This is a genomic window from Mycolicibacterium sp. HS_4_1 (genome assembly GCF_054515875.1).
This window is the reverse complement of sequence record NZ_CM137261.1, coordinates 992103-1015211: the sequence shown is the minus strand read 5'-3', so window position 1 is coordinate 1015211 and position 23109 is coordinate 992103. Positions and strand designations below refer to the sequence as shown.

General features: G+C 67.1%; 21 protein-coding genes. 13 read left to right on the top strand and 8 right to left on the bottom strand.

The genetic code is table 11. The features are described 5' to 3' along the window. Positions 1-81 precede the first annotated feature (81 nt). Positions 82-627, bottom strand: coding sequence for a cysteine dioxygenase (locus ACX12F_RS04795; RefSeq protein WP_459368503.1), 546 nt, complete (start codon positions 625-627; stop codon positions 82-84). Positions 628-804: 177 nt separating this feature from the next. Between ACX12F_RS04795 and ACX12F_RS04790 the strand changes: the two genes are divergently transcribed. The 4 genes from ACX12F_RS04790 (at position 805) to ACX12F_RS04775 (ending at position 4628) form a co-directional block, all read left to right on the top strand. Beyond that, a complete protein-coding gene (locus tag ACX12F_RS04790; RefSeq protein WP_459368502.1) occupies positions 805-1230 on the top strand; it encodes a lipoprotein LpqV in 426 nt (141 codons plus the stop codon). A gap of 199 nt (positions 1231-1429) precedes the next feature. Next, positions 1430-3064: an LCP family protein gene (locus ACX12F_RS04785; protein WP_459370240.1), complete on the top strand. Its 1635-nt coding sequence runs from the start codon at positions 1430-1432 to the stop codon at positions 3062-3064. A gap of 326 nt (positions 3065-3390) precedes the next feature. After that, positions 3391-3606 carry a hypothetical protein gene (locus ACX12F_RS04780; protein ID WP_459368501.1) on the top strand — a complete coding sequence of 72 codons (216 nt, stop codon included), beginning with the start codon at positions 3391-3393 and terminating at the stop codon, positions 3604-3606. 47 nt (positions 3607-3653) lie between these two features. Continuing rightward, positions 3654-4628 carry a patatin-like phospholipase family protein gene (locus ACX12F_RS04775; RefSeq protein ID WP_459368500.1) on the top strand — a complete coding sequence of 325 codons (975 nt, stop codon included), beginning with the start codon at positions 3654-3656 and terminating at the stop codon, positions 4626-4628. On the opposite strand, the gene ACX12F_RS04770 is transcribed toward ACX12F_RS04775, so the two are convergent. Both ACX12F_RS04770 and ACX12F_RS04765 read right to left on the bottom strand, forming a co-directional pair. Next, positions 4625-5476: a patatin-like phospholipase family protein gene (locus ACX12F_RS04770; RefSeq protein ID WP_459368499.1), complete on the bottom strand. Its 852-nt coding sequence runs from the start codon at positions 5474-5476 to the stop codon at positions 4625-4627. The genes ACX12F_RS04775 and ACX12F_RS04770 overlap by 4 nt on opposite strands. Positions 5477-5515: 39 nt before the next feature. After that, on the bottom strand, positions 5516-6001 hold the full coding sequence (locus ACX12F_RS04765; protein ID WP_459368498.1) for an SRPBCC family protein: 486 nt from the start codon (positions 5999-6001) through the stop codon (positions 5516-5518). Between the two features lie 40 nt (positions 6002-6041). Between ACX12F_RS04765 and ACX12F_RS04760 the strand changes: the two genes are divergently transcribed. Further along, positions 6042-7085: a zinc-binding dehydrogenase gene (locus tag ACX12F_RS04760; protein WP_459368497.1), complete on the top strand. Its 1044-nt coding sequence runs from the start codon at positions 6042-6044 to the stop codon at positions 7083-7085. A gap of 103 nt (positions 7086-7188) precedes the next feature. On the opposite strand, the gene ACX12F_RS04755 is transcribed toward ACX12F_RS04760, so the two are convergent. Then, the gene (locus ACX12F_RS04755) at positions 7189-8238 is read right to left on the bottom strand and encodes an NAD(P)H-dependent amine dehydrogenase family protein (RefSeq protein ID WP_459368496.1); all 1050 of its coding nucleotides are present in this window, start codon (positions 8236-8238) and stop codon (positions 7189-7191) included. 139 nt (positions 8239-8377) lie between these two features. On the opposite strand from ACX12F_RS04755, the gene ACX12F_RS04750 reads away from it, so the two are divergent. Beyond that, positions 8378-9571, top strand: coding sequence for a lipid-transfer protein (locus ACX12F_RS04750; RefSeq protein WP_459368495.1), 1194 nt, complete (start codon positions 8378-8380; stop codon positions 9569-9571). Positions 9572-9628: 57 nt separating this feature from the next. On the opposite strand, the gene ACX12F_RS04745 is transcribed toward ACX12F_RS04750, so the two are convergent. Continuing rightward, the gene (locus ACX12F_RS04745; protein ID WP_459368494.1) at positions 9629-11269 is read right to left on the bottom strand and encodes a long-chain fatty acid--CoA ligase; all 1641 of its coding nucleotides are present in this window, start codon (positions 11267-11269) and stop codon (positions 9629-9631) included. Between the two features lie 100 nt (positions 11270-11369). Here ACX12F_RS04745 and ACX12F_RS04740 point away from each other — a divergent pair, with 100 nt between their 5' ends. Next, positions 11370-11690 (top strand): hypothetical protein, encoded by a 321-nt coding sequence (locus ACX12F_RS04740; RefSeq protein WP_459368493.1) that lies wholly within the window; start codon positions 11370-11372, stop codon positions 11688-11690. Between the two features lie 55 nt (positions 11691-11745). Here ACX12F_RS04740 and ACX12F_RS04735 read toward each other — a convergent pair whose 3' ends face one another. After that, complete coding sequence (locus ACX12F_RS04735; protein ID WP_459368492.1) at positions 11746-12717, bottom strand: MmpL3/TtfA transport complex stabilizer; 972 nt, start codon at positions 12715-12717, stop codon at positions 11746-11748. Positions 12718-13254: 537 nt separating this feature from the next. Continuing rightward, positions 13255-14604 (bottom strand): cation:dicarboxylate symporter family transporter, encoded by a 1350-nt coding sequence (locus ACX12F_RS04730; protein ID WP_459368491.1) that lies wholly within the window; start codon positions 14602-14604, stop codon positions 13255-13257. 144 nt (positions 14605-14748) lie between these two features. On the opposite strand from ACX12F_RS04730, the gene ACX12F_RS04725 reads away from it, so the two are divergent. From ACX12F_RS04725 to ACX12F_RS04700, 6 genes are all read left to right on the top strand, one after another. After that, positions 14749-16311, top strand: a complete 1563-nt coding sequence (locus ACX12F_RS04725) for a sensor histidine kinase (protein WP_459368490.1) — start codon at positions 14749-14751, stop codon at positions 16309-16311. Continuing rightward, on the top strand, positions 16308-16997 hold the full coding sequence (locus ACX12F_RS04720; protein ID WP_459368489.1) for a response regulator: 690 nt from the start codon (positions 16308-16310) through the stop codon (positions 16995-16997). The genes ACX12F_RS04725 and ACX12F_RS04720 overlap by 4 nt, the downstream gene beginning before the upstream one ends. Positions 16998-17028: 31 nt before the next feature. Further along, the gene (locus tag ACX12F_RS04715; protein ID WP_459368488.1) at positions 17029-17748 is read left to right on the top strand and encodes a DUF3060 domain-containing protein; all 720 of its coding nucleotides are present in this window, start codon (positions 17029-17031) and stop codon (positions 17746-17748) included. Positions 17749-17818: 70 nt separating this feature from the next. Beyond that, positions 17819-18382, top strand: a complete 564-nt coding sequence (locus tag ACX12F_RS04710; protein ID WP_459368487.1) for a hypothetical protein — start codon at positions 17819-17821, stop codon at positions 18380-18382. A 32-nt stretch (positions 18383-18414) separates the two neighbouring features. Beyond that, complete coding sequence (locus ACX12F_RS04705) at positions 18415-19704, top strand: Dyp-type peroxidase (RefSeq protein WP_459370239.1); 1290 nt, start codon at positions 18415-18417, stop codon at positions 19702-19704. A gap of 8 nt (positions 19705-19712) precedes the next feature. Then, positions 19713-20723, top strand: coding sequence for a hypothetical protein (locus tag ACX12F_RS04700; RefSeq protein ID WP_459368486.1), 1011 nt, complete (start codon positions 19713-19715; stop codon positions 20721-20723). Positions 20724-20829: 106 nt separating this feature from the next. On the opposite strand, the gene ACX12F_RS04695 is transcribed toward ACX12F_RS04700, so the two are convergent. Next, the gene (locus tag ACX12F_RS04695; protein ID WP_459368485.1) at positions 20830-23040 is read right to left on the bottom strand and encodes a winged helix-turn-helix domain-containing protein; all 2211 of its coding nucleotides are present in this window, start codon (positions 23038-23040) and stop codon (positions 20830-20832) included. Between the last annotated feature and the right edge of the window lie 69 nt (positions 23041-23109).

Below are 23109 nucleotides of genomic sequence, written 5' to 3'. Positions count from 1 at the left end.
CGCTTCGCTCGCCCTCGCCACGTTTCCCGTCGCTTCGCTCGCCCTCGCCACGTTTCCCGTCGCTTCGCTCGCCCCGGCCATTCAGTCCCCCTCGGGCTTGTCGGTGAGTTCGGTGTAGACGCGACGCAGCTTCTGGCTGTCGGTGACGTCGTAGTACGACATGGCGGTCAGCGGCGGCGAATAGGCGTGCACGCTCAAGGTGGGATGCGACGCCGTCGGCTGCTCACCGCCGGCCCGTACCACGTCGTGGACCCATCCCAGCGGGAACGCCGCCTGGTCACCGGCCGCCAAGGTGCGTTGGCGCAGCCGGCGGCCGTCCCAGCGGGTTTCCGCCAGGGCGCCCGACACCACGGTCAGAGCGCCCAGCGATCCGCCGTGGTCGTGCAGCTCGGTGCTGCGCTCGGGAACCCAGCTGATCAGCCAGAGGTCCAGTTCATCGTCGCCGTACAACCGGCGGTACCAGCGTTCTTCGAGCGGCAGGCCGTCGGCGGGCAACAGCCGGTCGTAGCGGCCACTCAAGACGTCGTCTGCGCACCGGTCGGTGGCGTGCAGCAGGTCAGCGAGGCGCAATCGGGTCGGCGCCAGGGAATTGGGACGAGAAACAGAAAAATCTGTCAGGACGGACATGACGGAACTCCAATGCAGAAAACGAACGGTGGGCTAAGCCCTCACAAGGCCGGGCTCAAGCCCGACAACACTGCGCGTTCTGCACTGCCATGTTCCCCATGGTGGCGGCCCCACTGCCTGCGGGGAAGGGTTAGCGTCAGGGTGATCCTGAATGCAATCGGATCTAGATTGGCAATCATGCCGACCAACGTCACCCGGGCCGCGCTGCTCACCGCCACTGCCTTGACCGTGCTCACCGGCTGCGGTCAGGGCAAGCAGGCGGGAACGGCTCACACGCCGGCCGCCGAGCTACCCACGCAGACGCAGGAACGCCCGGTACCGGGCCGCGTCGCCGTCTCTCCGGGCGGTGTGACGACTGCCGTCGACGTCCCGTCGGCGGCGACCGAGTCCGAGTTCGGTCAGGCCTGCCATGCCGCAAAACTGTGGATGGACGCTCAGCACGCCGATCCGGCGACGCTCGTCGAGCCCTATCTGAGCATCTTGCAACGGCCGCAAACACGTGATCCCGGTAACTTCAACACTCCGTGGACCGAGCTCACAGCAGCCCAACAGGCCGGGGTGATCATGGCCGCGACCGGCGCATCCAGGGGCGAATGCGGCTGATCACCGGCCTTCACTGGGGATTCGCTGAGTCTGCGGCGGTGCCCTAAAATCGGTGCTGCTGCCGTCCGATCACACTGACGCATCCACGCGGGCCGCGGTGATAGCAAACTACCGACCGCCCGGATCCGACCGGCAGTCCCCACGTACCCGCGAGGCCCGCCGAGATGAACGCCATGACCGCATCCCCGCGGGGTCGCACCTGAGCACCTCCGAGCTCGAGCGCAGCGACTCCGCCCGCCACCGTCTTCCAGCCCGGCACCGCCGGAGCCGGCTGCAAAGCCTGCTCAGCACGCGGGTGGGCTGGGATACCGTCGGCCGCGTGGCGCTCGCGCTGGTCACCGCGGTGGCCGTGGCTGCGACGGGTCTGGGCTGGTGGACGGTGCGCGGCGCGTTGCACGGCATCACCGTCAGCGACGCCCTCGGGGCGGACGCGCCCAAGTCCACCGGCGGCGCGATGAACATCCTGCTGATCGGCCTGGACTCCCGCAAAGACCAGCAGGGCAACGACCTGCCGCAGGCGCTGCTGGACAAGTTGCACGCCGGCGATTCGGACAACGGCGGCTACAACACCAACACGCTGATCCTGGCGCACATCTCCGCCGACAACCATGTGGTCGCGTTCTCCATCCCGCGTGACGACTACGTGCGGGTGACGGGCATCCCCGGGTACGACCACATCAAGATCAAAGAGGCGTACGGCCTGACCAAGGCCAACGCCATGCAGCACCTCATGGACAAGGGCGTCACCGACCAGGCCGAGCTGGAGCGCAAGAGCCGCGAGGCCGGACGCGCCGCGACGCTGGCCGCGGTCCGCAACCTGACCGGTGCGCCCATCGACTACTTCGCCGAGGTGAACCTCGCGGGCTTCTACGACATCGCCGAGAGCCTCGGCGGCATCGAGATCTGCCTGAATCACCCCGTGTACGACGACTACTCGGGCGCCGACTTCCCGGCCGGCCGGCAGACGCTCGACGCCTCGCAGGCCGTCGCGTTCGTGCGGCAGCGCCATGGCTTGGACAACGGCGACCTGGACCGCACCCACCGCCAGCAGGCGTTCCTGATCTCGGTGATGCACCAGCTCCAGCAGGACGGGTCGTTCAGCGATCTCGGCAAGCTGAACCAACTGATCGGCGTCGCGCAGAAAGACGTCGTGCTCTCGGCCGGATGGGGCCAGGAACAGTTCAAGCGGATGGGCGAGATCGCCGGCGGCGCCAACGTCCAGTACCGGACCCTGCCGGTGGTCCGGTACGACAACATCGACGGCCAGGACGTGAACATCGTCGACCCCGTGGCCGTCAAGACCGAGGTCGCCAAGGCCTTCGGTCTCAAGCCGCCGCCGGAAGCGACGACGACCTCGACACGCAGCACGTCGACCGAGCCGTCCACGCTGGACAAGGCCGCAGACACGACAGGCAACACGGGCACCACGACCAAGCCATCCAAGACCGCAGTCATCGACGTCATCAACGGTTCCGACGTCACGGGCCTCGGCCGGCAGATGTCGCAGATCCTGGCCGATCTCGACTACAACATGGGCCAGACCCGAAGCTCGCAGGACGGCGACCTCAGTTCGACGGCCGTCGACTTCGGCGCCGGCGCGGACGCCGAGGCCAAGCACCTGGCAGAGCTGCTGGGCATCGACGCGGTCCGGCCCGACCCAGCGGTTCCTGCCGGCCGCATCCACATCACGCTGGGTCCGGGCTACCAGGTGCCCGACACCCTGGACAGCGTGTCCATGGCCGCGGCCAAGTCGTCCAACTACGACACGACGTTGCCGACGCCGGAGTCCGGGCCGCCGGTGCGGGCCAACGGCGGAATCCCCTGCGTCAACTGACGCACTTCAACGCAGTACGGTCGGCGCTCACCCACAGCGCTTATATCCACTAATCAAATTGGGCACCGCAACAACGCCTCGGCGCTATTAGTTTGATTAGTCCAACGAACTAATTCGAGGCGCTACAGAGCCTCGAAATCGGGCACCACCGCCATTTTCAGAACACAAAGCACAACTAACAAATGTGTCCGTCGACCAGGCAAAACGTCGCAAAAGCAATGAGGTCAGCTAACGAATGCGACCATTTTCCCAACTACCGACCAGTAATTGTGCTTTGACTCACACAATGGTGCACACTATGGAGTGTCTCACTCATTGTCGAAGGGATGAGCTCAATGGTTGCTCCTCAGCACGTACCGGTCGCTCGGGCCCACGGTGGCGCGGTCAACGGGCGCCGGGTGCTCTTCATGGGCATCCTCCTGCTGCTCATCGCGGTCGCCGCCGTCAGCGGCATCCTCTTCGCCCTGAGCAGCGGGCAGCCGCAGGTGGCCCTGATCATCGGCCTCATCTCGGCGGCGTTCTTCTCGCGCATCCGCTGCTGACGCCATCTCGTCTCGCCCCAGCCTGATCCGCACGCCAAAATAGGGCTATGCGGGTCGCACTGGTCCTTGGCAGCGGCGGCGCCCGAGGCTACGCCCACATCGGAGTCATCGACGCGCTGCACGAGCGCGGATTCGACATCGTCGGGATCTCCGGTTCGTCCATGGGCGCCCTCGTGGGCGCGCTGCAAGCCGCCGACAAACTCGACGAATTCACCACGTGGGCCAGCGCCCTCACCCAGAGCGCGGTGCTCCGCCTCCTCGATCCGTCCCTGACTGCTGCCGGAGTGCTCCGGGCGGAGAAGATTCTGGCGACCGTCCGCGAGATCATCGGCCCGCGGAACATCGAGGGCCTGCCGATCCCGTACACCGCCGTCTCGACCGACCTCATCGCCGGAAAATCGGTCTGGCTGCAGCGCGGGCCCATCGACGCCGCGATCCGGGCCTCCATCGCCATCCCCGGCGTCATCGCCCCACACCTCCTGGACGGCCGACTGCTGGCCGACGGCGGCATCCTCGACCCGCTGCCCATGGCGCCGCTCGCGGCGGTCAACGCCGACCTGACCATCGCGGTCAGCCTCAACGCCAGCGACCCCGCTCCCCCGACGGACTCGCCCAGTGCGACAGCAGAGCTCTTGGCTCGGATGCGCCGCAGCACAACCTCTTTGATCGACCGGGCCGCGGCGAGCACCCTGCTCGACGGCCCGACGGCACGCTCGGTGCTCACCCGCTTCAGCAACGCGGTCGACAGCATCGACCACGTGGCCGACACCGACGCCGACACCGACACCGAAGACGACAACCCCGTGCCGCGACTCGGCGGGTTCGAAGTCCTGAACCGCACCATCGAAATCTCGCAGGCCGCGTTGATGCGGCACACCCTCGCGGCGTACCCGCCCGATCTGCTGATCGAGGTCCCGCGCACGGTATGCCGCAGCCTGGAGTTCTACCGCGCTGAAGAAGTCATCGAGATCGGGCACGAATTAGCCTGCGCCGCAATTGATTCCCTCAATCTCGGCGGTTAGGTAAGGAACGCGGCCACCTCGGCTGCCACGCGGCGGCCCTGCACCCGGCCGGCCTGCGACGACGGAATGCGGCAGGCCGGATCCAGCGGATCGGCGCCGAAGGCGGCGATGGACTCGGCGTCGGCGTAGATGGCACAGGCGCTGCCCGCGAAACTTCTGACGTCCGCGCCGGGGCCCGGCCCGAACGGTGACGGCGAGTCCGCGAGCGCCGGGACCAGGACGATCGCGGCGTCACAATCACCGACCGCGATCATGTTGACGCTGCTGCCCATGCCACCGTCCATGAACCGTCGACCGCCGATGGTCACCACCGGCCAGGCCCCGGGTACCGCGCAGCTGGCCTCGACGGCGTCGACCAGGGAAACTCCCGACTCGCGGGTGAACACCACCAACTCGCCGGTGTCGATGTCGACGCCGGTGATGCGCAGGTCATGGTCGGGCCACTCGTTCGACGGCAGCCGACGTTCGATGACGTTGCGGCGCACCGCGGGGTCGACGGTTTCCGCGGCGGCCGCCACTTTCCCGAGACGCTGCAACTGCTCGGCGCGGCTGCCGGTGGCCTGGGACATCGCGTCCACGAACAACTCCATGACGCCGTCGATCTTGATACTGGGCCGGATCTCCGCCGATTCGGTGGCGATCTGGCGTTCGAACAGCTCACCGATGCTCAGCGCACTACCCAGCTGCGCACCGACCGCCGAGCCCGCCGAGGTGCCAAGCACCACGTCGGCATTGCGAACCGCCGCCGCGATCTCGGGGGCTTCGTCGGCAATTCCCTGCAGGACGCCGGTCTCCCAGGCAATGCCGGCAATGCCGCCACCTGCCAGCACCAGTGCACGCTTGGTCATTAGTTCATCTAACATGACGCGCCGCGCGCCGAGGGAACGTCATCCCACGAGGAGGTCGGAAAGATGCTCCAGCGACCGGCCGGCGTAGCCCTTCCACAACTTGCCGAACACCGGCAGCAGCGGAGCGGTCAGCGCGCTGCGCGGGTGCAGGGTCCAGCGCCAGGTGATCTTCGTGCTGGGATGCTGCCCGCCGGAAACGTCCTGGAACATCCACATCCCTTGCACGCCACTCACCAGCGGCGCCAGCGGCCCGGTGATGTCGGACAAGGTGTAGCCGAACGAGTGCGGCTCGTCGTACGAGGTCAGGGTCTCGGCCATGGTGCCGCCACCGGTCAGCAGGATGGTCCGGGTCTGCCCCACCGCGTCCCAGATGCCGGTCTGGTCGCGCACGGCCTTGATCGGCGGGATGGGTCCGTACCAGCGACAGAACAGCTCATTCAGGGGAATCGGGGCGGTGCCGCTGAACGCCTCGGCCACCGGGACGGGAACTATTCGTGATTGCTCGACCACCACTGCCTGCGCCATGATGGCGATCGTAACCAACGAAGCTGACCACTGGAGTGTCATGACCTCAACGATGCGGGCCCAACGGTTCTACGCCGACACCAAAAAGGTTGTCGTGGAGGACGTTCCGATTCCAGAACCAGGCCCGGGCGAGGTGCTGGTCAAGGTCGCGTACTGCGGCATCTGCCACTCCGACCTCAGCCTCATCAACGGCACGTTCCCGGCACAGCTCCCGGTGGTCACCCAGGGCCACGAGACCTCGGGCACCATCGCCAAGCTGGGACCGGGCGTCACCGGCTGGGCTGAGGGCGACCGCGTCGTCGTCGCCGCCGGCAAGCCGTGCATGGAGTGCGTGAACTGTCTGCGTGGCGACATGTCGAACTGCCTGCGGATCCGGCTCATGGCATTCGCATACGACGGCGGCTGGGCCGAGTACACCGTGGCGCAGGCCTTCGGGCTGACCCGGGTGCCCGACAACGTGCCACTGGAGCAGGCCGCGATCCTGGCCGACGCGGTGTCCACGCCGTTCGGCGCCGTCGTCCGGACCGGCCATGTGGGCATCGGGGAATCCGTCGGCGTGTGGGGTGTCGGTGGGCTCGGGACGCACATCGTGCAGTTGGCCCGGCTGGTCGGCGCGGCACCGATCATCGCGGTCGACGTCAACCCGGCGGTGCTGGAGCGCGCACTGGAGGTCGGTGCCGACTACGCGTTCGACGCGCGTGACCCGGAGTTGGCGGCGCAGATCGCGCAGGCGACCGGCGGGCGGATGCTCGACGTCGCGTTCGACGCCGTCGGCAGGGGGTCGACGTTCGATCAGGCGCTGGCATCACTGACCGTGGGTGGCCGGTTGGTCGGGGTCGGGATGAGCGCCGACGCCCCGACGATCGGCCCGACGTCGTTCTTCAACCTGAGCAAGAAGCAGGTGCTGGGACATCTGGGCTACCAGAACGCCGACATCGGCACCCTGGCCACGCTGGTGTCCCGCGGCCGTCTGGACCTCACCCGCTCGATCAGCGAGATCGTCCCGCTGGAGGACGTCGCCGAAGGAATCGCGAAACTCCATCGGGCCGAAGGCAATCCGATCCGGATACTCGTGCAGCCCTAGCCGAGGGCACCTTCCGCGAGCGTGCGGGTCTGTACCCCGACACGCCGCTTGCGGCAGGCCATCTGCGCACACTCGCAGCCGGCGAGCGCGACGTTATTGCTCGTCAGCGGAGCCTGGGCGTCGCCTTCGCGCTGAAGAACGGAAGGTCCAGATAGGTGGCGATACCCGGTTCCGCGGCACACACCGCCGGCACGGAGTTGACGCAGTGGGCGGCGGTGGCGACGACGCCGGGTTCGGGTCCGTCCTCTCCGACCAGTCCCTGAAAGCCCTTGATAGACACGGTGAAGTCCGGATTGCCCTTGACCTCCATCTCGTAGCGTTGCCCTTCGGGGCCGAAATCCCATGCGGGGTCCAGATTTTCCTCACCCATGAACCAGTTGACGGTGACGCGGACGACGACCTCGTCGCCGACGACCGCCTCCCAGTGAAACTTGCGAGCCGCCACCTGGCCGGGCTGGATCGGCCCCAGCGGTGAGTCGATCGGCGCGGAGGCCACCGCAATCTCTTGGCGGGCGCGGATTTTCGGGTCGGCATTGAATCCGAACTCGTCGACGCACATCCGGACGGCCTGGATGAAGCCGCTGTCCAGTAGCTTCTGCATCGGGCCGGTCAGCGCCTTGTCCGGCGTCTCGCCGAACCCCATCACGTGCCGCAGCACGTCCGGTGCTTCATAGGTCCGCAGATCCGAGAACTCTTCAGCCCGAACGAAAGTCACGCCGGTGGACATCACCGAGAACAGCAGTGGGAACTTCTCGCTGATGCCGCCGGGTGCGATGCCGGTGCCGTGCAGCGTGGCTCCGCCGGCCAGCGCGGCTTCGCGCATCGGCGCGCCCTGCTTCTCGCTCGGATACACCCAGCCGACCGGCGTCACCACGTTCTTGCCGGACCGCAGCAGCGCGGCGACCTCGTCGGGGTTCGGCAGCAGCGGGGCGTAGATGACGGCGTCGGCGTCCAGGTCGACGATGTCCTGAATGTTGTTTGTGGCGGTGACGCCCAGCCGCTCACCGCCGATGATGTCACCAACATCCTTGCCGTTCTTGGCTTCCGAGTGCACCCAACAGCCGACGAGTTCCAGGTCCGGATGTTCCAGCACGCCTTTGATCGCAGCGACGCCGACTCCGCCGGTTGCCCACTGCACGACCCGCAACGCCATGAAACCTCCCGAGCACCGCCAGAACTAGAACGCGTTCTAGGTTGTATACCACCGGCTCGGCGCTGGAGACCAGACCTTTGGGGTCTTGACTAAAGGCGCCGCGCGTGACTGAACTACAGGTAGTAACGAAAGGAACCCCATGGCCAAGAATCGTGTGTTCGTCGTCGGCGTCGGCATGACCAAGTTCGAGAAGCCCGGCAGTCGCGAAGGCTGGGACTACCCGCAGATGGCCAACGAGTCGGGCAACAAGGCCCTCGCCGACGCCGGCATCTCGTACGACCAGGTTGAGCAGGGCTACGTCGGCTACTGCACCGGCGATTCGACCTCCGGCCAGCGCGCCCTGTACGAGCTCGGCATGACGGGCATCCCGATCGTCAACGTCAACAACAACTGTTCGACGGGTTCGACCGCGCTTTACCTTGCCGCACAAGCGATCCGCGGCGGCCTCGCCGACTGCACCATGGCACTGGGCTTCGAGAAGATGCAGCCGGGGTCTCTCGGCGGTGGCGTACAGGACCGCGAATCGCCGCTGGGCCGGCACGTCAAGGCCCTGGCCGAGATCGACGAGTTCGCCTTCCCGGTGGCGCCGTGGATGTTCGGCGCGGCCGGTCGTGAGCACATGAAGAAACATGGAAGCACTCCGGAACATTTCGCGAAGATCGGCTACAAGAACCACAAGCATTCGGTCAACAACCCGTACGCCCAGTTCCAGGACGAGTACACCCTCGACGACATCTTGTCGGCCAAGATGATCTCCGACCCGCTGACCAAGCTGCAGTGCTCCCCCACCTCCGACGGGTCGGGCGCGGCGATCGTGGCCAGCGAGGCGTTCGTCGACAAGCACGGGCTGGCCTCTCAGGCCGTCGAGATCGTCGGGCAGGCCATGACCACCGACTTCGCCTCGACCTTCGACGGCAGCGCCGCCAACATCATCGGCTATGACATGAATGTCCAAGCCGCCCGGAAGGTTTACGACCAGTCGGGCCTGGGCCCCGAGGACTTCCAGGTCATCGAGCTGCACGACTGCTTCTCCGCCAACGAGCTCCTGCTGTACGAAGCCCTGGGCCTGTGCGGCGAGGGTGAAGCGCCGCGACTGATCGACAACAACGACACCACCTACGGCGGTCGCTGGGTGGTCAACCCGTCGGGCGGGCTGATCTCCAAGGGCCACCCGCTCGGCGCGACGGGCCTGGCCCAGTGTTCCGAACTGACCTGGCAGCTGCGCGGCACCGCCGACAAGCGCCAGGTCGACGGCGTCAACGCTGCCCTGCAGCACAACATCGGCCTGGGCGGCGCCGCCGTCGTGACGGCCTACCAGCGCGCCGAACGGTAATCGTCCTCTGCCGAGCTGGGGGTACCTCCCGCAAGCGGGAGGTACCCCCAGCTCGCGCTAGATGGTGACGACCTCGTAGGCGCCGTCGGCGTACCGGGCGCGGATGGTCTTCTTGTCGTACTTGCCGACGCTGGTGCGGGGCACCTGATCGACGAACGTCCACCGTTCAGGGAGCCACCAACGAACCACCTTGTCCGCCAGGAATTCTCGCAGTTCCGCGGGCGTCGCCGTAGCCCCTTCGTGCAGTACCACGGCGACCAGCGGGCGCTCCTGCCAGCGGTCGTCGGGCACTGCGACCACGGCGGCCTCCAGCACCGCGGGGTGCGCGATCAGATGGTTCTCCAGCTCGACCGAGGAAATCCATTCGCCGCCGGACTTGATGACGTCCTTGGCCCGGTCGGTGAGGGTGACGAAACCGCAGTCGTCGATGCGCCCGACGTCGCCGGTGCGTAGCCAGCCGCTGTCGAACTTGCCGGAGTCATAGCCCAGGTAGTAGCTGCCCGTAATCCACGGCCCCCGGACCTCGATCTCGCCGACGGCCTCGCCGTCGTGCGGCAGCGGTGCGCCCGCGTCGTCGACGACCCGGACCTCGACGCCACACATCGCGCGGCCCTGCGTGGCCCGCGTCGCCCAGTGCTGTTCTTCGGAGACACCCGGCAGCGGCTTGGCCGTGGTGGCCATCGGCGACGTCTCCGTCATGCCCCACAGCTGCTGGATGTAGACGCCGTGGCGTTCCTGGAACGTCTTCATCAACGACACCGGCACGGCGGACCCGCCGCACGCAACCAGACGCAGCGACGAAATATCGTGTGCGGGGCCCTTTTCCAGGCAGTGCTGCACGTCGTTCCAGATGGTCGGCACGGCGGCGGCGACGGTGGGCCGGCAGGTCTCGATCAGATTGATCAGCGAGGCGCCGTCGAGGAAGCGGTCCGGCATCGCCAAGTCGGCGCCGGCCATAATCGCGGCATACGGCAGCCCCCAGGCGTTGGCGTGGAACATCGGCACGATGGGCAGCGCGACGTCGTCACTGCCGATCCCCAGCGCGTTGCTGGTGCACGTCGCCAGAGCGTGCAGAAAGCTCGAACGATGGCTGTAGACAACGCCTTTCGGATTGCCGGTAGTACCGCTGGTGTAGCACATCGCGGCCGCGGACCGCTCGTCGAGCTCCGGCCAGTCGAACGCGACGGGCTGGGTGGCCAGTAGTTCGTCGTACCGCAGGACGGTCTTGCCCTCCGCAGCAAAGACGGCCTCGAGCGGCGCCAAATCCCCTGCGCCGACGGCGATCACGGTATGCACGGTGTTCAGCTGCGGCAGCACCGGAGCCAGCTGGGCGGCCAGCGAAATGTCGACGATGATGATCTGGTCCTCGGCCTCGTTCGCGATGTACGCGATCTGCTCGGGCGACAACCGGATGTTGAGGGTGTGCAGCACGGCGCCCATCGACGGAATGGCCAGGTAGGCCACCGTGTGCTCGGCGTTGTTCCACATGAAGGTGCCCACCCGCTGGTCTCCGGTGATGCCGAGACCACGCAACGCGTTGGCCAGCCGGCCCGCCTGCTCACCGATCTCGCGGTAGGTCGCAGTGCGGTACTGCCCGTCGCCGAGCGCCGTGGTGACGGTCCGCGAGGAATTCAGGCCGATCGCATGCCGCATGATCGTGGCGATGGTGAGCGGGGCGTCCTGCATCGTACTGAGCATCGTGAATTTCGCCTCTGGGTTGCTGCCGCTGGGATGTCGAGATGCTAGCCGACCCTGCCAGGTAGGAGGATGATTGGCGTTAGTACGACAGGAGAAAATCATGCGCGGGAATTGGACGCTGACCGCGGCGACCGCAGGGGCCGCGCTGACAATGCTGGCGCCGGCGGGATTGGCTGCCGCCGAAACGGCGCAAGAGACCATCAACCGGCTGCAGTCCGAGGGCTACGTGGTCACGATCGACAAGATCGGGACGGGTCCGATGGACCAGTGCACCGTGACCAGTGTGCGCAACCCACAGCAGACCACGCAGTGGGTGCCATGGGTCGGCCCGGGCCTGGGCCGCAACAACAATTCGATTCTGCTGCCGCAGACCAGCAAGACCATCTCGGTGTCGCTCGACTGTACGGGCAGGCAGCACTGATCCCACAGACGCCAGAACGCCCCCGCCGGCAGGCGGGGGCGTTCTGTTCGGACTATCAGACGGTCGCGGGCTCCAGGGCGCGGACCTCGTTCATGGCGACGGACTTTGTCGCCATGAACTGCGAGTAGAGCAGCGGCTTGGGAGCCTCGACGGCGACCGCGGTGACGTCACCGGTGACGTCCGCGACGTACAGCCGCGAGCCGTCACGGCTGACGGTGACGCAGGACGGCTGGACGTCCGCGGTGATGGTGTCGACGACCACGTTGGTCTGGGTACAGAACACCGAGACCCGGTCGTAGTCGACGACGTAGGCGCGGGTGCCGTCAGCGGCGAGCACCAGCTGGGTCGGGGCGTCACCGACGGCGAAGCGTCCGCGCACCCGGCCGGCGGCCAGGTCGACGACGTGCACCTCACCACGGGCGGTCAGGTCCGAGGTCAGCACGTAGGCGGTGTTGTCCGGGCCGAGAGCCAGGCTGCGGATCGGGGCACCGATGACGATGGTGTTGCGAATGCGGGCGGTCTCGGTGTCGACGACGACCAGCTGGCTGCCCACCTCGTCGGTGGTGGCGACGTAGAGCCGGCGACCGGTGTGGTCGACCGTGAGCGCATCGATGCTGATGGCCGCACCAGTGGCGATCTCGATGGTGCCGACGCGTTCGGCGGTGATGTCGATGACGGCGACGTCGATGTAGGCGTCGCCGGCTCGGCCGGCGAACACGCGCTTGCCGTCCGGGCTGACGGCCAGGGCGCTGACGCCGGAGGCCAGCGGGTAGGCGGCGAGCTCGGCACCGGTGGCGACGTCGATGACGGCGACGCCGTCGAACTCGGCGCCGGACACGGCGACGTAGGCCCGGTCGTCGGTGGCGACGACCGCGAACGGCTCGCCGTCGACGGCGATATCGCGGATGCTGCGGCTGCGCGGTTCGATCAGCGACACGATGCTGTCGGCGTAGCTGGTCGCGACCAACTGACCCGCGCTCTCGGCGATGTCGGCGATGGTGCCGCGGCCGACCTGCGCGATGTCCATAATTCCGCGCTGCGCCTGGGCGCCAGCCCGCCTCGCTTTTGCACGAGCGTTATTATTTGCCACGATCTTCGGTACCTCCGCCAGCGCGGCAACGCGCCGGTAGTCGATTGCCCGTCCGGGTGCGCCCGGATGAGCGCTGCTTTCAAGAAGTGTAGTGATCCCCACCGACATTCCGGACAGCTTCAGCGACGGCACATCGCGAATTACTCAGACGCTCTTAAGGGTTACTTAAGGTGCGAATTGTTATGCACTTGTTATCAAGAGCAATCAGCGCCCCCACCAGCGAAGACGCTCGCGAAAATCAAATTGAGCAAACATTGGCAGACGTCGTTTCTGAGGATTTCGAAACGCCGTTTCCCGACATTCCCGGACAAAGTGAGCGAAACATCACACCGCGACACGAACGCATCCAATCCCATCCGTACCATCAGCACGATACAACTCAGAACCCACTTCCGTTCATCAAGATCGTGGCAGTGCCGAGACCCGCCTGAGCCGGCGTTGATATTCGCTGTTATCGATGAGTTCACATTTCGTTCATGATGAGACGGGCGTCACACTCGAAGTTGCGGAGTGGCGGTCGACATCCGAATCGACCATCGTCAGTTCATCGAACGGATCGGCACCGCTGAGCACCGCGTCGGCCTTCACCCGGTCGATCGTCCCGGTCCACGCTCCGATCAGCACAGCGGCGACCGCGTTGCCCGAGAAGTTGGTGACGGCCCGCGCCTCCGACATGAACCGGTCGATGCCCACGATCAGTCCGATGCCGTCCAGCAGGTCCGGCCGGTGACTCTGCAAACCGCCGGCCAGGGTTGCCAGGCCCGCGCCGGTGACCCCGGCCGCGCCCTTCGAAGCGACGATCATGAAGGCCAGCAGCGCCAGCTGCTCCCCGATTGCCAGTGGCCGACCCATGGCGTCGGAGATGAACAGCGCCGCCATGGTCAGGTAGATCGCGGTGCCGTCCAGGTTGAACGAGTAGCCGGTCGGCACCACCACGCCCACGGTGCTGCGGTCCACGCCGAGGTGCTCCATCTTGGCGATCAGCCGCGGCAGCGCCGACTCCGACGACGACGTCGAGAAGATCAGCAGGTACTCGCGGGCCAGGTAGCGGACCAGCCGGAAGATGGACATCCGCGTCACCGACCACAGCACCACTCCGAGCACGCCGAACACGAACACCACGCAAGTCACGTAGAAGCCGAGCATCAGGGTCAGCAACTGCGTGACCGCGCGCCAGCCGGTCTGGCCGACGACGCCGGCCATGGCGCCGAACGCGCCGATCGGGGCCAGCCACAGGATCATGCTCAACACCCGGAACACCAGTTTCTGAAGGTGCTGGACACCCAGCAGGATCGGTTCACCGGCGGTCCCCATCGCCTGGACGGCGAACCCGACCAGCAGCGCGATGAACAGCGCCTGCAAGACGTTTCCGCTGGTCAGCGCGGACAGCATGGTCTCGGGGATGATGTGGGCGACGAAATCCATGAGGCCACCGGCCTCGTGGGCCTTTTCGGCGAGTTTCGCGCCCTGGCCGGTCACCTGCGCCGACAGGTGCATGCCCGATCCAGGGCTCAGCAGATTACCGACGACCAGGCCGATCGCCAGCGCCACCGTCGACATGGCCAGGAAGTAGCCGAGTGCCAGGCCACCGACCTTGCCGACGGTCGCGGCCTTTCGCACCGAACCGATGCCCAGCACGATCGTGCAGAAGATGACCGGCGTGATCATCATCTTGATCAGGCTGACGAACAGAGTGCCGAGGACCGCGATGTCCTTGCCCACCCCGGGCGCGATCAGGCCGACGGCCACACCGCCGGCAACGGCGATGAGCACGGCGATGTACAGCCAATGCGTGCGGTCGCGGCGGGGCGCTTGAGTAGTCATGTCGACAGTCCTCCGACTTCGAGTTGCAAATCTTCTGCAAGGATGTTGAGCCAGAACGTGAGGCACGTCACGCATATGTTCATTTCGTTCACGGAAGTTCACGCGGACGCGAAGGGCACGAGGATTTCACAGAAGGACGCCGTGATGCGCAGTTGGCCGGCCGCGCCGCGCTGGTCCCTGGCCGGCCAGATCGTCGCCCTGCAGATCGCCATCATCATCGTGGTGGTGGCGGCCGGGAGTGCGCTGGCGGTGGTGCAATCCCGCCGTACCAACGACGCCGCGGCCAAGCAGCTGCTCACCGGCATCGTCACGGCGCTGGCCGATGCGCCGTCGACCGCAGCCGCACTGCAGACGGGGAAGGCCACGGAAGTCCTTCAGCCAGTGGCCGAATCGGTACGGGTCCAGACCGGTATCGCGTTCATCACCGTCATGTCGCCCGACGGCACCCGCTTCACCCACACCGACCCGCGCCAGATCGGCGGCCACTACCTGGGGACCATGGCGCCGGCGCTGCAGGGCCAGACATTCACCGAGTTCTATACCGGGACGCTGGGCCGGTCGGTGCGCACCATCGCCCCGGTCCGGGACGGCTCCGGCCGCGTCGTGGGTCTGGTCGCCGCGGGCATCACCGAGACGACCCTGACCGCGCAGTGGCGCCACCAGATTCCGGTGATCATCGTGATCGGCCTTGCCGCCCTTGGCCTTTCGCTCGCGGGTACGTGGCTCATCCGGCGCCGGCTGCTCCGGCAGACCAATGGCCTGCGGCCGGACGAGCTGCGGGTGATGTACGAGCATCACGACGCCGTCCTGCATTCGGTGTCCGAGGGCCTCCTGGTGCTCGAGAAGGGCCGCGTCGCCCTGGCGAACGACGAGGCGCGCCGCCTGCTGGCCCTGCCGCCAGGGGCCGTGGCGCTGTCCGATCTGCCGGAGTTCCTGCGTGCGGCCGATCCCGGCGTGCGCGACGAGGTTCACGTCACCGACGAGCGGGTGCTGGTGGTGAGCCGGTCACCGGTGTCCGGCACGTCCGGTTCGGAGGTCGTGACGATCCGGGACCGCACCGAATTGCAAAGCACCCTGGGCGAACTCAGTTCGTTGAAAATACTCACCGACTCGCTGCGGGCGCAGGCGCACGAAGCGGCCAACAAGCTGCACACCGTGATCACCATGGTCGAGATGGGCCGTCCCGCCGATGCCGTCGCGTTTGCCACCGACGAATTGGAGCTGTCCCAGCGACTCGTCGACCGGCTGTCCAGTGAGGTCCGCGAACCCGCACTGGTTGCGCTGCTGCTGGGCAAGAGCGCGCAGGCCCATGAACGCGGTATCGAGTTCACAGTCACCGCGGACTCTCAATTGCCCTCGGACACTTCATATCTGCCCTTGACCGGCCAGGAGATGGTGACAGTGCTGGGCAACCTGATCGACAACGCCATGGATGCGTGCGACCGCGATGAGCCGTGGGTCGAGGTGACGGTGCGCTGCGAGCCCGGAGCCGAACTGCTGATGCGGGTGGCCGACAGCGGCGCCGGCATGGACCCGGAAGCCTTCGAAAACGCCATGCGCCGGGGCTATTCGACGAAAACCGCTCCGGGACACGGGTTGGGACTGGCGCTGGTGGCCCAGGTGGTGAAGCGGCACGGCGGCACGCTCTCCTCCGACGTCAGCTACGGGTCGGTGGTGTCGGTGACGATTCCGGCGGTGCCCGCATGACCAGGGTGCTGATCGTCGACGACGACCCGCTGATCGCCGAGGCGCACCGCACGTACGTCGAACGGCTGGAAGGGTTTTCCGTGGCAGCGGTGGCCCATACCGCGCGTGAGGCGATTCAGAACGCCACCCGGGCGACCACCACGGACGAGCCCGTCGACCTGGTGCTGCTGGACCTCGGGCTGCCCGACGCCAGTGGCATCAACCTGGCCTCGGCGCTGTCGGGGCTGCGTCCGGCCCCGGACATCATCGCCATCACCTCCGAGCGCGACCTGGAGATGGTGCGCGCCGCCGTGGCCCACGGCGCGCTGGCGTATCTGCTGAAACCGTTCACCTTCGCGGCGTTCCGGGACCGGTTGGAGCGCTATCAGCGGTACCGCACGGCACTGCCGTCCGGGGTGGACGCGGCGAGCCAGGCCGAGGTGGACCGGGCGCTCGCCGAATTACGCACCGGCGCAGACAAATCTGCGGCCCCGAAGGGCGCCGCCACTCTGACCAACGACGACATCGCCCGCGCGGTGCGGGACAGCCCCGACGGGCTGACCGCGGACCAGGCCGCGAAGGCCGTCGGCGTGGCCCGGGTGACTGCCTGGCGCTATCTGGAACGGTTGGCGGAGGACGGAACCGTCACGCGCCGAAGCGAATACGGCGGGACGGGCCGGCCCAAGACGCGGTACCAATGGCGTTGAGCGGGCCTGCCAGGTGTGACAGCATCGGACCATGAGTCGCGACGACAATCCAGAGGCCCGCATCCGCGAGCTCGAGCGCGCGATGAATCAACAGGCCCGGGCCTCGGAGTTGACGGAGCCCGGCCAAGCGTGGTCGTCCCGCGCACCGGCGGCGCGTATGCCGTACCTCAGCCGGCCCCGAAACACCTGGCCAGCGCCACCCTCGGTGCCCAGTGTGTCGGCGTCGAAGAGCCGTCGCCTGATCTTCGCGGTCGTCATCCTCGCTGTGCTGGCGGGTCCGTTGATCGCGGGAATCGTCGCCTTCGCCAACCTCACGGGCAAGAAGCACACCACGTTCCTCCCACCCAGCGCCGGCAGGCAGCCCAGCGCCTCGGTCTCGGCGCCCACCCCGGCGCCGTCCAGCGAGGAGTCCTCGGTGGTCGTCAACGGCACGACGGTTATGTCCGGGCCTGGCCTCGTGGAACTGCCGCCGCAGTCCGACGATCCGGGAAGGCCCATCCAGATCGCGGGCGTGCGGGGCCGCCGGACGCTGGAATGCAATGACCGCCCGGTGAACATCAGCGGGGTGTCCAACAGCGTCACCATCACCGGGCACTGCGCGACGGTCAACGTGTCCGGCATCGACAACACGGTGGTGGTCGACTCTGCCGACAAGATCATCACGTCCGGCATGGACAACCGGGTGACCTATCACTCGGGCACACCCGAAATTCCCACTCCCGGTGGGTCCAACACCGTCAGCCGCGGCTGAACCGCCGGCGCGTCAATTTCCCCCGAATCGGGGGACGACGGCCGTCCGTCGCGTCCATAATCTCGTTGCCATGGCGCACAAAGGAAACGACGACTGGACCCGGCCCGCAGCTCTTGCCATCCCCAAGGAGGGCTACTTCGAGCTCACGCGCGGGCGCTACGGACCCGTCTATCCGCAGACGCCGGCGTGCTACGGCTTCAACATCATCGCCAAGGTCCTCGACGGCCACGAGCAGGCCATCCGCGACTACGGCAAGCAACTCGAGACCGCCGTCGCCGCCCAGCCCGACGTGCTGGCCCCGCTGAAGCTGCACTACCTGCGCTGGCAGCTGTTCGACGTCGGCTCCGGCCTGCACTTCCAGTACCAGGGCATCTTCGACACCGATTTCGACAAGTACACCGAGGACGCCGTCAAGCTGTTCAGCTCGACGGGCATCACCACCGCGTTCACCCATCTGGAGGGCTTCCCGGAGGACTGGCAGACCAACCCGGAGGCGTTCATCATGTTCGTCCGCGAGCACCAGGTGCCCAGCTTCCTGGAGTACGGCGAGTACCCGTACGTGGCGTCCGTCGAGATCAAGAAGGCCCTGCGGCTCAAGGCCGCATTCTCCGACATGTTGGACCAAATGCAGTGACAGCACTCGAATTCGACGACATCCAGCACATCATGCTGACCGGGACGCCCCACCTCACCGGCCGGTACGAGTTCCTGTCGTTCGACACCGCTGAGGCCGGGCAGGCCTGGCTGGCCGAGATGGTCTCGCTCGTGCAGTCGGCAACCGACGTGCGCAAGACCGTCAACATCTTCAAGCGGTGGGTCAACCTTGCCTTCACCTGGAACGGCTTGCGCGCGTTGGGAGTTGATGAGGAGACCCTGGCCACCTTCCCGGCCGAGTTCCGCGAGGGTATGGCCGCCCGCGCCGACATCCTCGGCGATACCGGCGCGGCCGCACCCGAACACTGGGTCGGTGGACTGGCGGGCGACGATCTGCACGCGATCGTCATTCTCTTCGCCCGGGACGAGGACGAGCGGGTGCGGTGCGTCGGCGAGCACGACGCGCTGCTGGCCCGGTGTCCCGGAGTGCGGACGCTGTCGCATCTGGACCTGGCGGCCACCCCGCCGTTCGAGTACGACCACGATCACTTCGGGTACCGCGACCCGATTTCCCAGCCGCAGATGCAGGGGTCGAGCGAGACCTTGATCCCCGGCGCCGGTGGTGCGCTGGCTCCCGGCGAATTCCTCCTCGGTTATCCGGATGAGGACGGTCTGGTGTCGAATCATCCTGCTCTCGAAGCGCTTTCGCGTAACGGGAGCTATCTGGCATACCGCCGACTCGAGGAACACGTCGGTGTCTTCCGCGATTACCTGAAGCAAAATGCCGAAGACGCCGAGGGCCAGGAGCTACTGGCCGCCAAGTTCATGGGCCGCTGGCGCAGCGGGGCGCCACTAGTGCTGGCGCCGGAGCGCGACGATCCTGAGCTCGGCGCGGATCCCATGCGCAACAACGATTTCGACTACGCCACCATGGATCCATACGGCTACAAGTGTCCGGTCGGCTCGCATGCGCGCCGGCTCAACCCCCGCGATAGCGAGCCGAATCCCAATCGGCGCAGGATGATCCGGCGCAGCGGCACCTACGGCCCGGTACTGCCCGAAGGCGCGGCCGACGACGGTGTCGAGCGCGGAGTCGGGATGTTCCTGATCTGCGCCAGCCTGGTACGGCAATTCGAGTTCGCCCAGAACGTCTGGATCAACGACACGGCGTTCCAGGAGCTCGGTAACGAACACGACCCCATCTGCGGCACCCAGGACGGCACGCTGGATTTCACGATTCCGAGGCGTCCTATCCGCAAGGTACACAAGGGGTTACCGGCATTCACCACGCTGCGCGGCGGGGCATATTTCTTCCTGCCCGGCCTGAACGCGCTGCGCTATCTCTCGACTTTGAAGAATTAGGAGACATCATGGCAACACAGTCCTACGCCCGCACGTACAACCAGGCCCACATCACTCGCCCACACAACGGCCACCGCCGGGTCAGCATCTATTGGTCGTGGAGCTACCCGTGGGAGGCGCAGCGCGACCCCGCACTGCTGTACAACCGGTTCTCCACCATGACCGAGGTTCGCGCCGCCACATGGCCGGCCTACGAAGGCCCCGAGTACAGCCCGCGGGAGTTCCTGCAGGGGGTCGACGGCACGCTGGAGCTGTTCCACCGCTCGTCCCTGTCCTTTCAGGACGTGGCCGGCGCCACAACCGGGCACCCGGTGGCGGTGTTCCAGCGCGTCGATCAGGCCGGCTACCGGCTGCCGATCGATGAGCGCATCCTGAACGACACCGACACCCTGATGATCTTCGGATTGGACCACCTACTCGGCGACGAGGCGGCCACGCCGGAAGAGATAGCGGCGATCCAGCAGTGGCTCAAGCGCGAGGGCGCGTGCCTGATGCTGGCGCCGCACCACGACGTCGGCTTCACCGACGACAAAGAGCAGCAGCAGATGGAGTACCTGCACCATGGCGACCCACTGACGCCGCGCGTCCAGAACTTCAGCGGCTACGCCCGCTCGCTGCTGACCGGCCTGAACATCCCGGTGCACAACACCTGGGGTCTGCGTCCCGCAACGGTCGAGGGCACCAAACAGATTGTGCCGCTTACCGCTTTCCGCGATCTGGACTCGGCGGGCCTGCTGCGCGACGTCACCACCCTGGCCCTGCACCCGCACCTGCCGCACTACCAGTTGACCGCGCCCGAGGGACCGGAGCTCCGGGTCCTGGGCCGGCAGCCGATCGAGATGAACCGACCCCACCCATTCACCCTCGCGGGCAACACCGAGTTCAACGCACTGATCCACATGCCGCCGTCCGGTGAGCGCGCCGGCGACATCGTGCTGGTCGACTCGACGCATTTCACGACTCTCTTCGGCGCCAGCGGGAGCCTGAAATCGTTCTGGCGCAATCTGGTGACAATGTGACGCTGAGCGATCCCGCGCGTCACCGTGATGATCACGGTGGTGCTGATCGCCGAGTTCACGATGCTGATCCCGTTCTCCAGGTTCCTGGCCCGCAGGGCCTGACCGGTCAGTGCTGGTCGAGTAGACCGAGGCGGCAGGCTTCGGCCACCGCTTCGGTGCGCGACGACACCGACAGCTTGCGGTAGATCGATTTGGTCTGGCTCCTCACCGTTTCCCGACCCAGGTGCAATTCAGCAGCGATCTTCTGCAGGGACAGGTGGGTGGCCAGGTGCGGTAGCAGGCGCAGCTCGGCCGCGGTCAATGCCGACCGCGGACCGTGCTGCGCATGTGCGGCAAGCAATTCCCGCACCCGCACCAACCGCTGCTGCACCGCGGCGGCCTCAGGCTCCCGACGGCAGGCCAGCTGCCCCGCATCCAGATGCCGACGGCACACCTGCGGGTCGTCGATCTCGAGGGCAGTGGCCGCGGTCAGTGCATGCCCCAGTGCCGCGGTACGCGCAGCCAGCTCACCGAGCCGTTCCAGCAGCCGTTCGGTGCCCCGCATGGCTTCCCGGGCCCCGGCGACGTCACCACGATGCCCGCGCACCAGGCCGTCCACCGCGTAGACCACGACCATCGGCACCAGGTCGCACAGGTCACGGGAGTCGACGATGCTGCGGGCCTGCGCGCCGCGTTGCGCCGCGACGACAACGGCCCCGTCGTCGAGGTCCAGCAGGGCGAGATGGGCCAGCGCGACGGCCCGGAAGCCGGGGAGGTCGTCGAGGACCGGCAGCGACGATTCCAAAGTGGCCCTAGCATTTTCCGCGTCACCGATCATCGACAGGGCCGCGCCCTTGACCGATGCCGCGGCACCCCACCAGGGGTTGACCAGGTGATCGCCGGCAGCGCACACCGTGTCGGCGTGCCGCACCATCTCCACCAGACCGCCGATACCGATGACGGAACCGACCAGGGCCGCAGCCACTTTCACCGACGTCGTACCGTCGGCCAACTCCTGGCCGTGGTCTCCCGCAGCTGCCAGCAGCAGCGACCGCTGGATCAGCTCGGCATCCCCCAACGTCACGCCCAGCCAGGCGCGGGCGATCGCGGCATCGGGGTACTGGGTGAAGACGTGTTCATCGAGCAGGCTCAGTCGTCGTGCCAGAACCCCTGCGCGCCCGTCGAATCCGAGCCGCACGGCATCGCGCTCGACCAGCGCCGCGGCGTGCGCCGGGTCGTCGGCCGATAAAGCGTGAAGCAACGCTCTGTCGACGTCGCCGGCACGCTCCAAATGTTGGGCTGCCCGTGAGGCCAGCCCGCGGAACCGCGCCGGATCCCGGTTGCGCAGCTGCGCCCGCAGCAGATCGGCGAATAAGCCGTGATACCGGTACCCGATGCCGTGCTCATCGAGCGCGACCAGGAACAGGTTTCCGGAGGCGTGGATGGTCCGGAGCATATCGGCTGAATCATCGCGCTGCAGAACGCTGTTCAGGTCATCGGCACTGAAGTGGTCGAGAACCGCCGATTCGACGAGGAACGTCTGGACCGTCGAGTCCAGGCGGCCCAGCACCTCCTCGACCAGATAGTCCGCGACCAGCCGGTGGCGTCCGGTGATCGCGTCACCGGAGGCGCCGTCGCGCAACGCCATCGCCGCCATGACGACGCCGGCCGCCCAGCCCTCGCAACGCTCGACCAAGCGCGCAGCCGTCGCCCCGGCTGGGCCGCCCACGGATTCGAGCGCCGATTCAGCTTCTGCCACAGAGAGTTTCAGCTGCTCTGTGCCGATCTCCAGCAGGCCGCCCTGCAGCCTGCGGCGCGCCAGGTCGAGCGGCGGCGCGTACCGGCCGGTCAGCGTCAGCGTCGTCGATTCCGGGGTCAGCTGGACCAGAGCGCGCAAGGCCGACACTGCTGCGTCGTGCGTCAGCTCGTGCACGTCGTCCAGCACCAACACCATTGGACCGGCGGATTCCAGCGCCGCCACCACCGCCGGTACCAGTTGGGTATCAACGGCCCGGCCGAGTCCGCGCAGGTACTGGACCGTCGCGGCCTCGACCGGCGCGACCTGGTCCAGCGCGGTCACCAGGTGGAGCAGGAGGTGGGCCGGATCGTTGTCCAGGTGGTCCAGCCGCGCCCAGGCGAACGGCCGAGGGTCGGCGTCGTCCCACAGCGCCACCGCAGTCGTCTTGCCGTACCCAGCCGGTGCGGTCACGGTGACCAGGCTCGCGTCCGACGCGAGCAGAGTCCGGGTGACCGCCGGCCGCGCGACGACGGCGCGACCCAGCCGCGGGGGACCGTAGGTAGCCGTCGGGATGTGCCCGCCCCAGCCTTTCGCTACCACGTTCGCATCGTAGGTGCGATGTTCGCGGCCGCCCAACCGCGCCGTTTTTGGCCATTCCGGCGAATACGT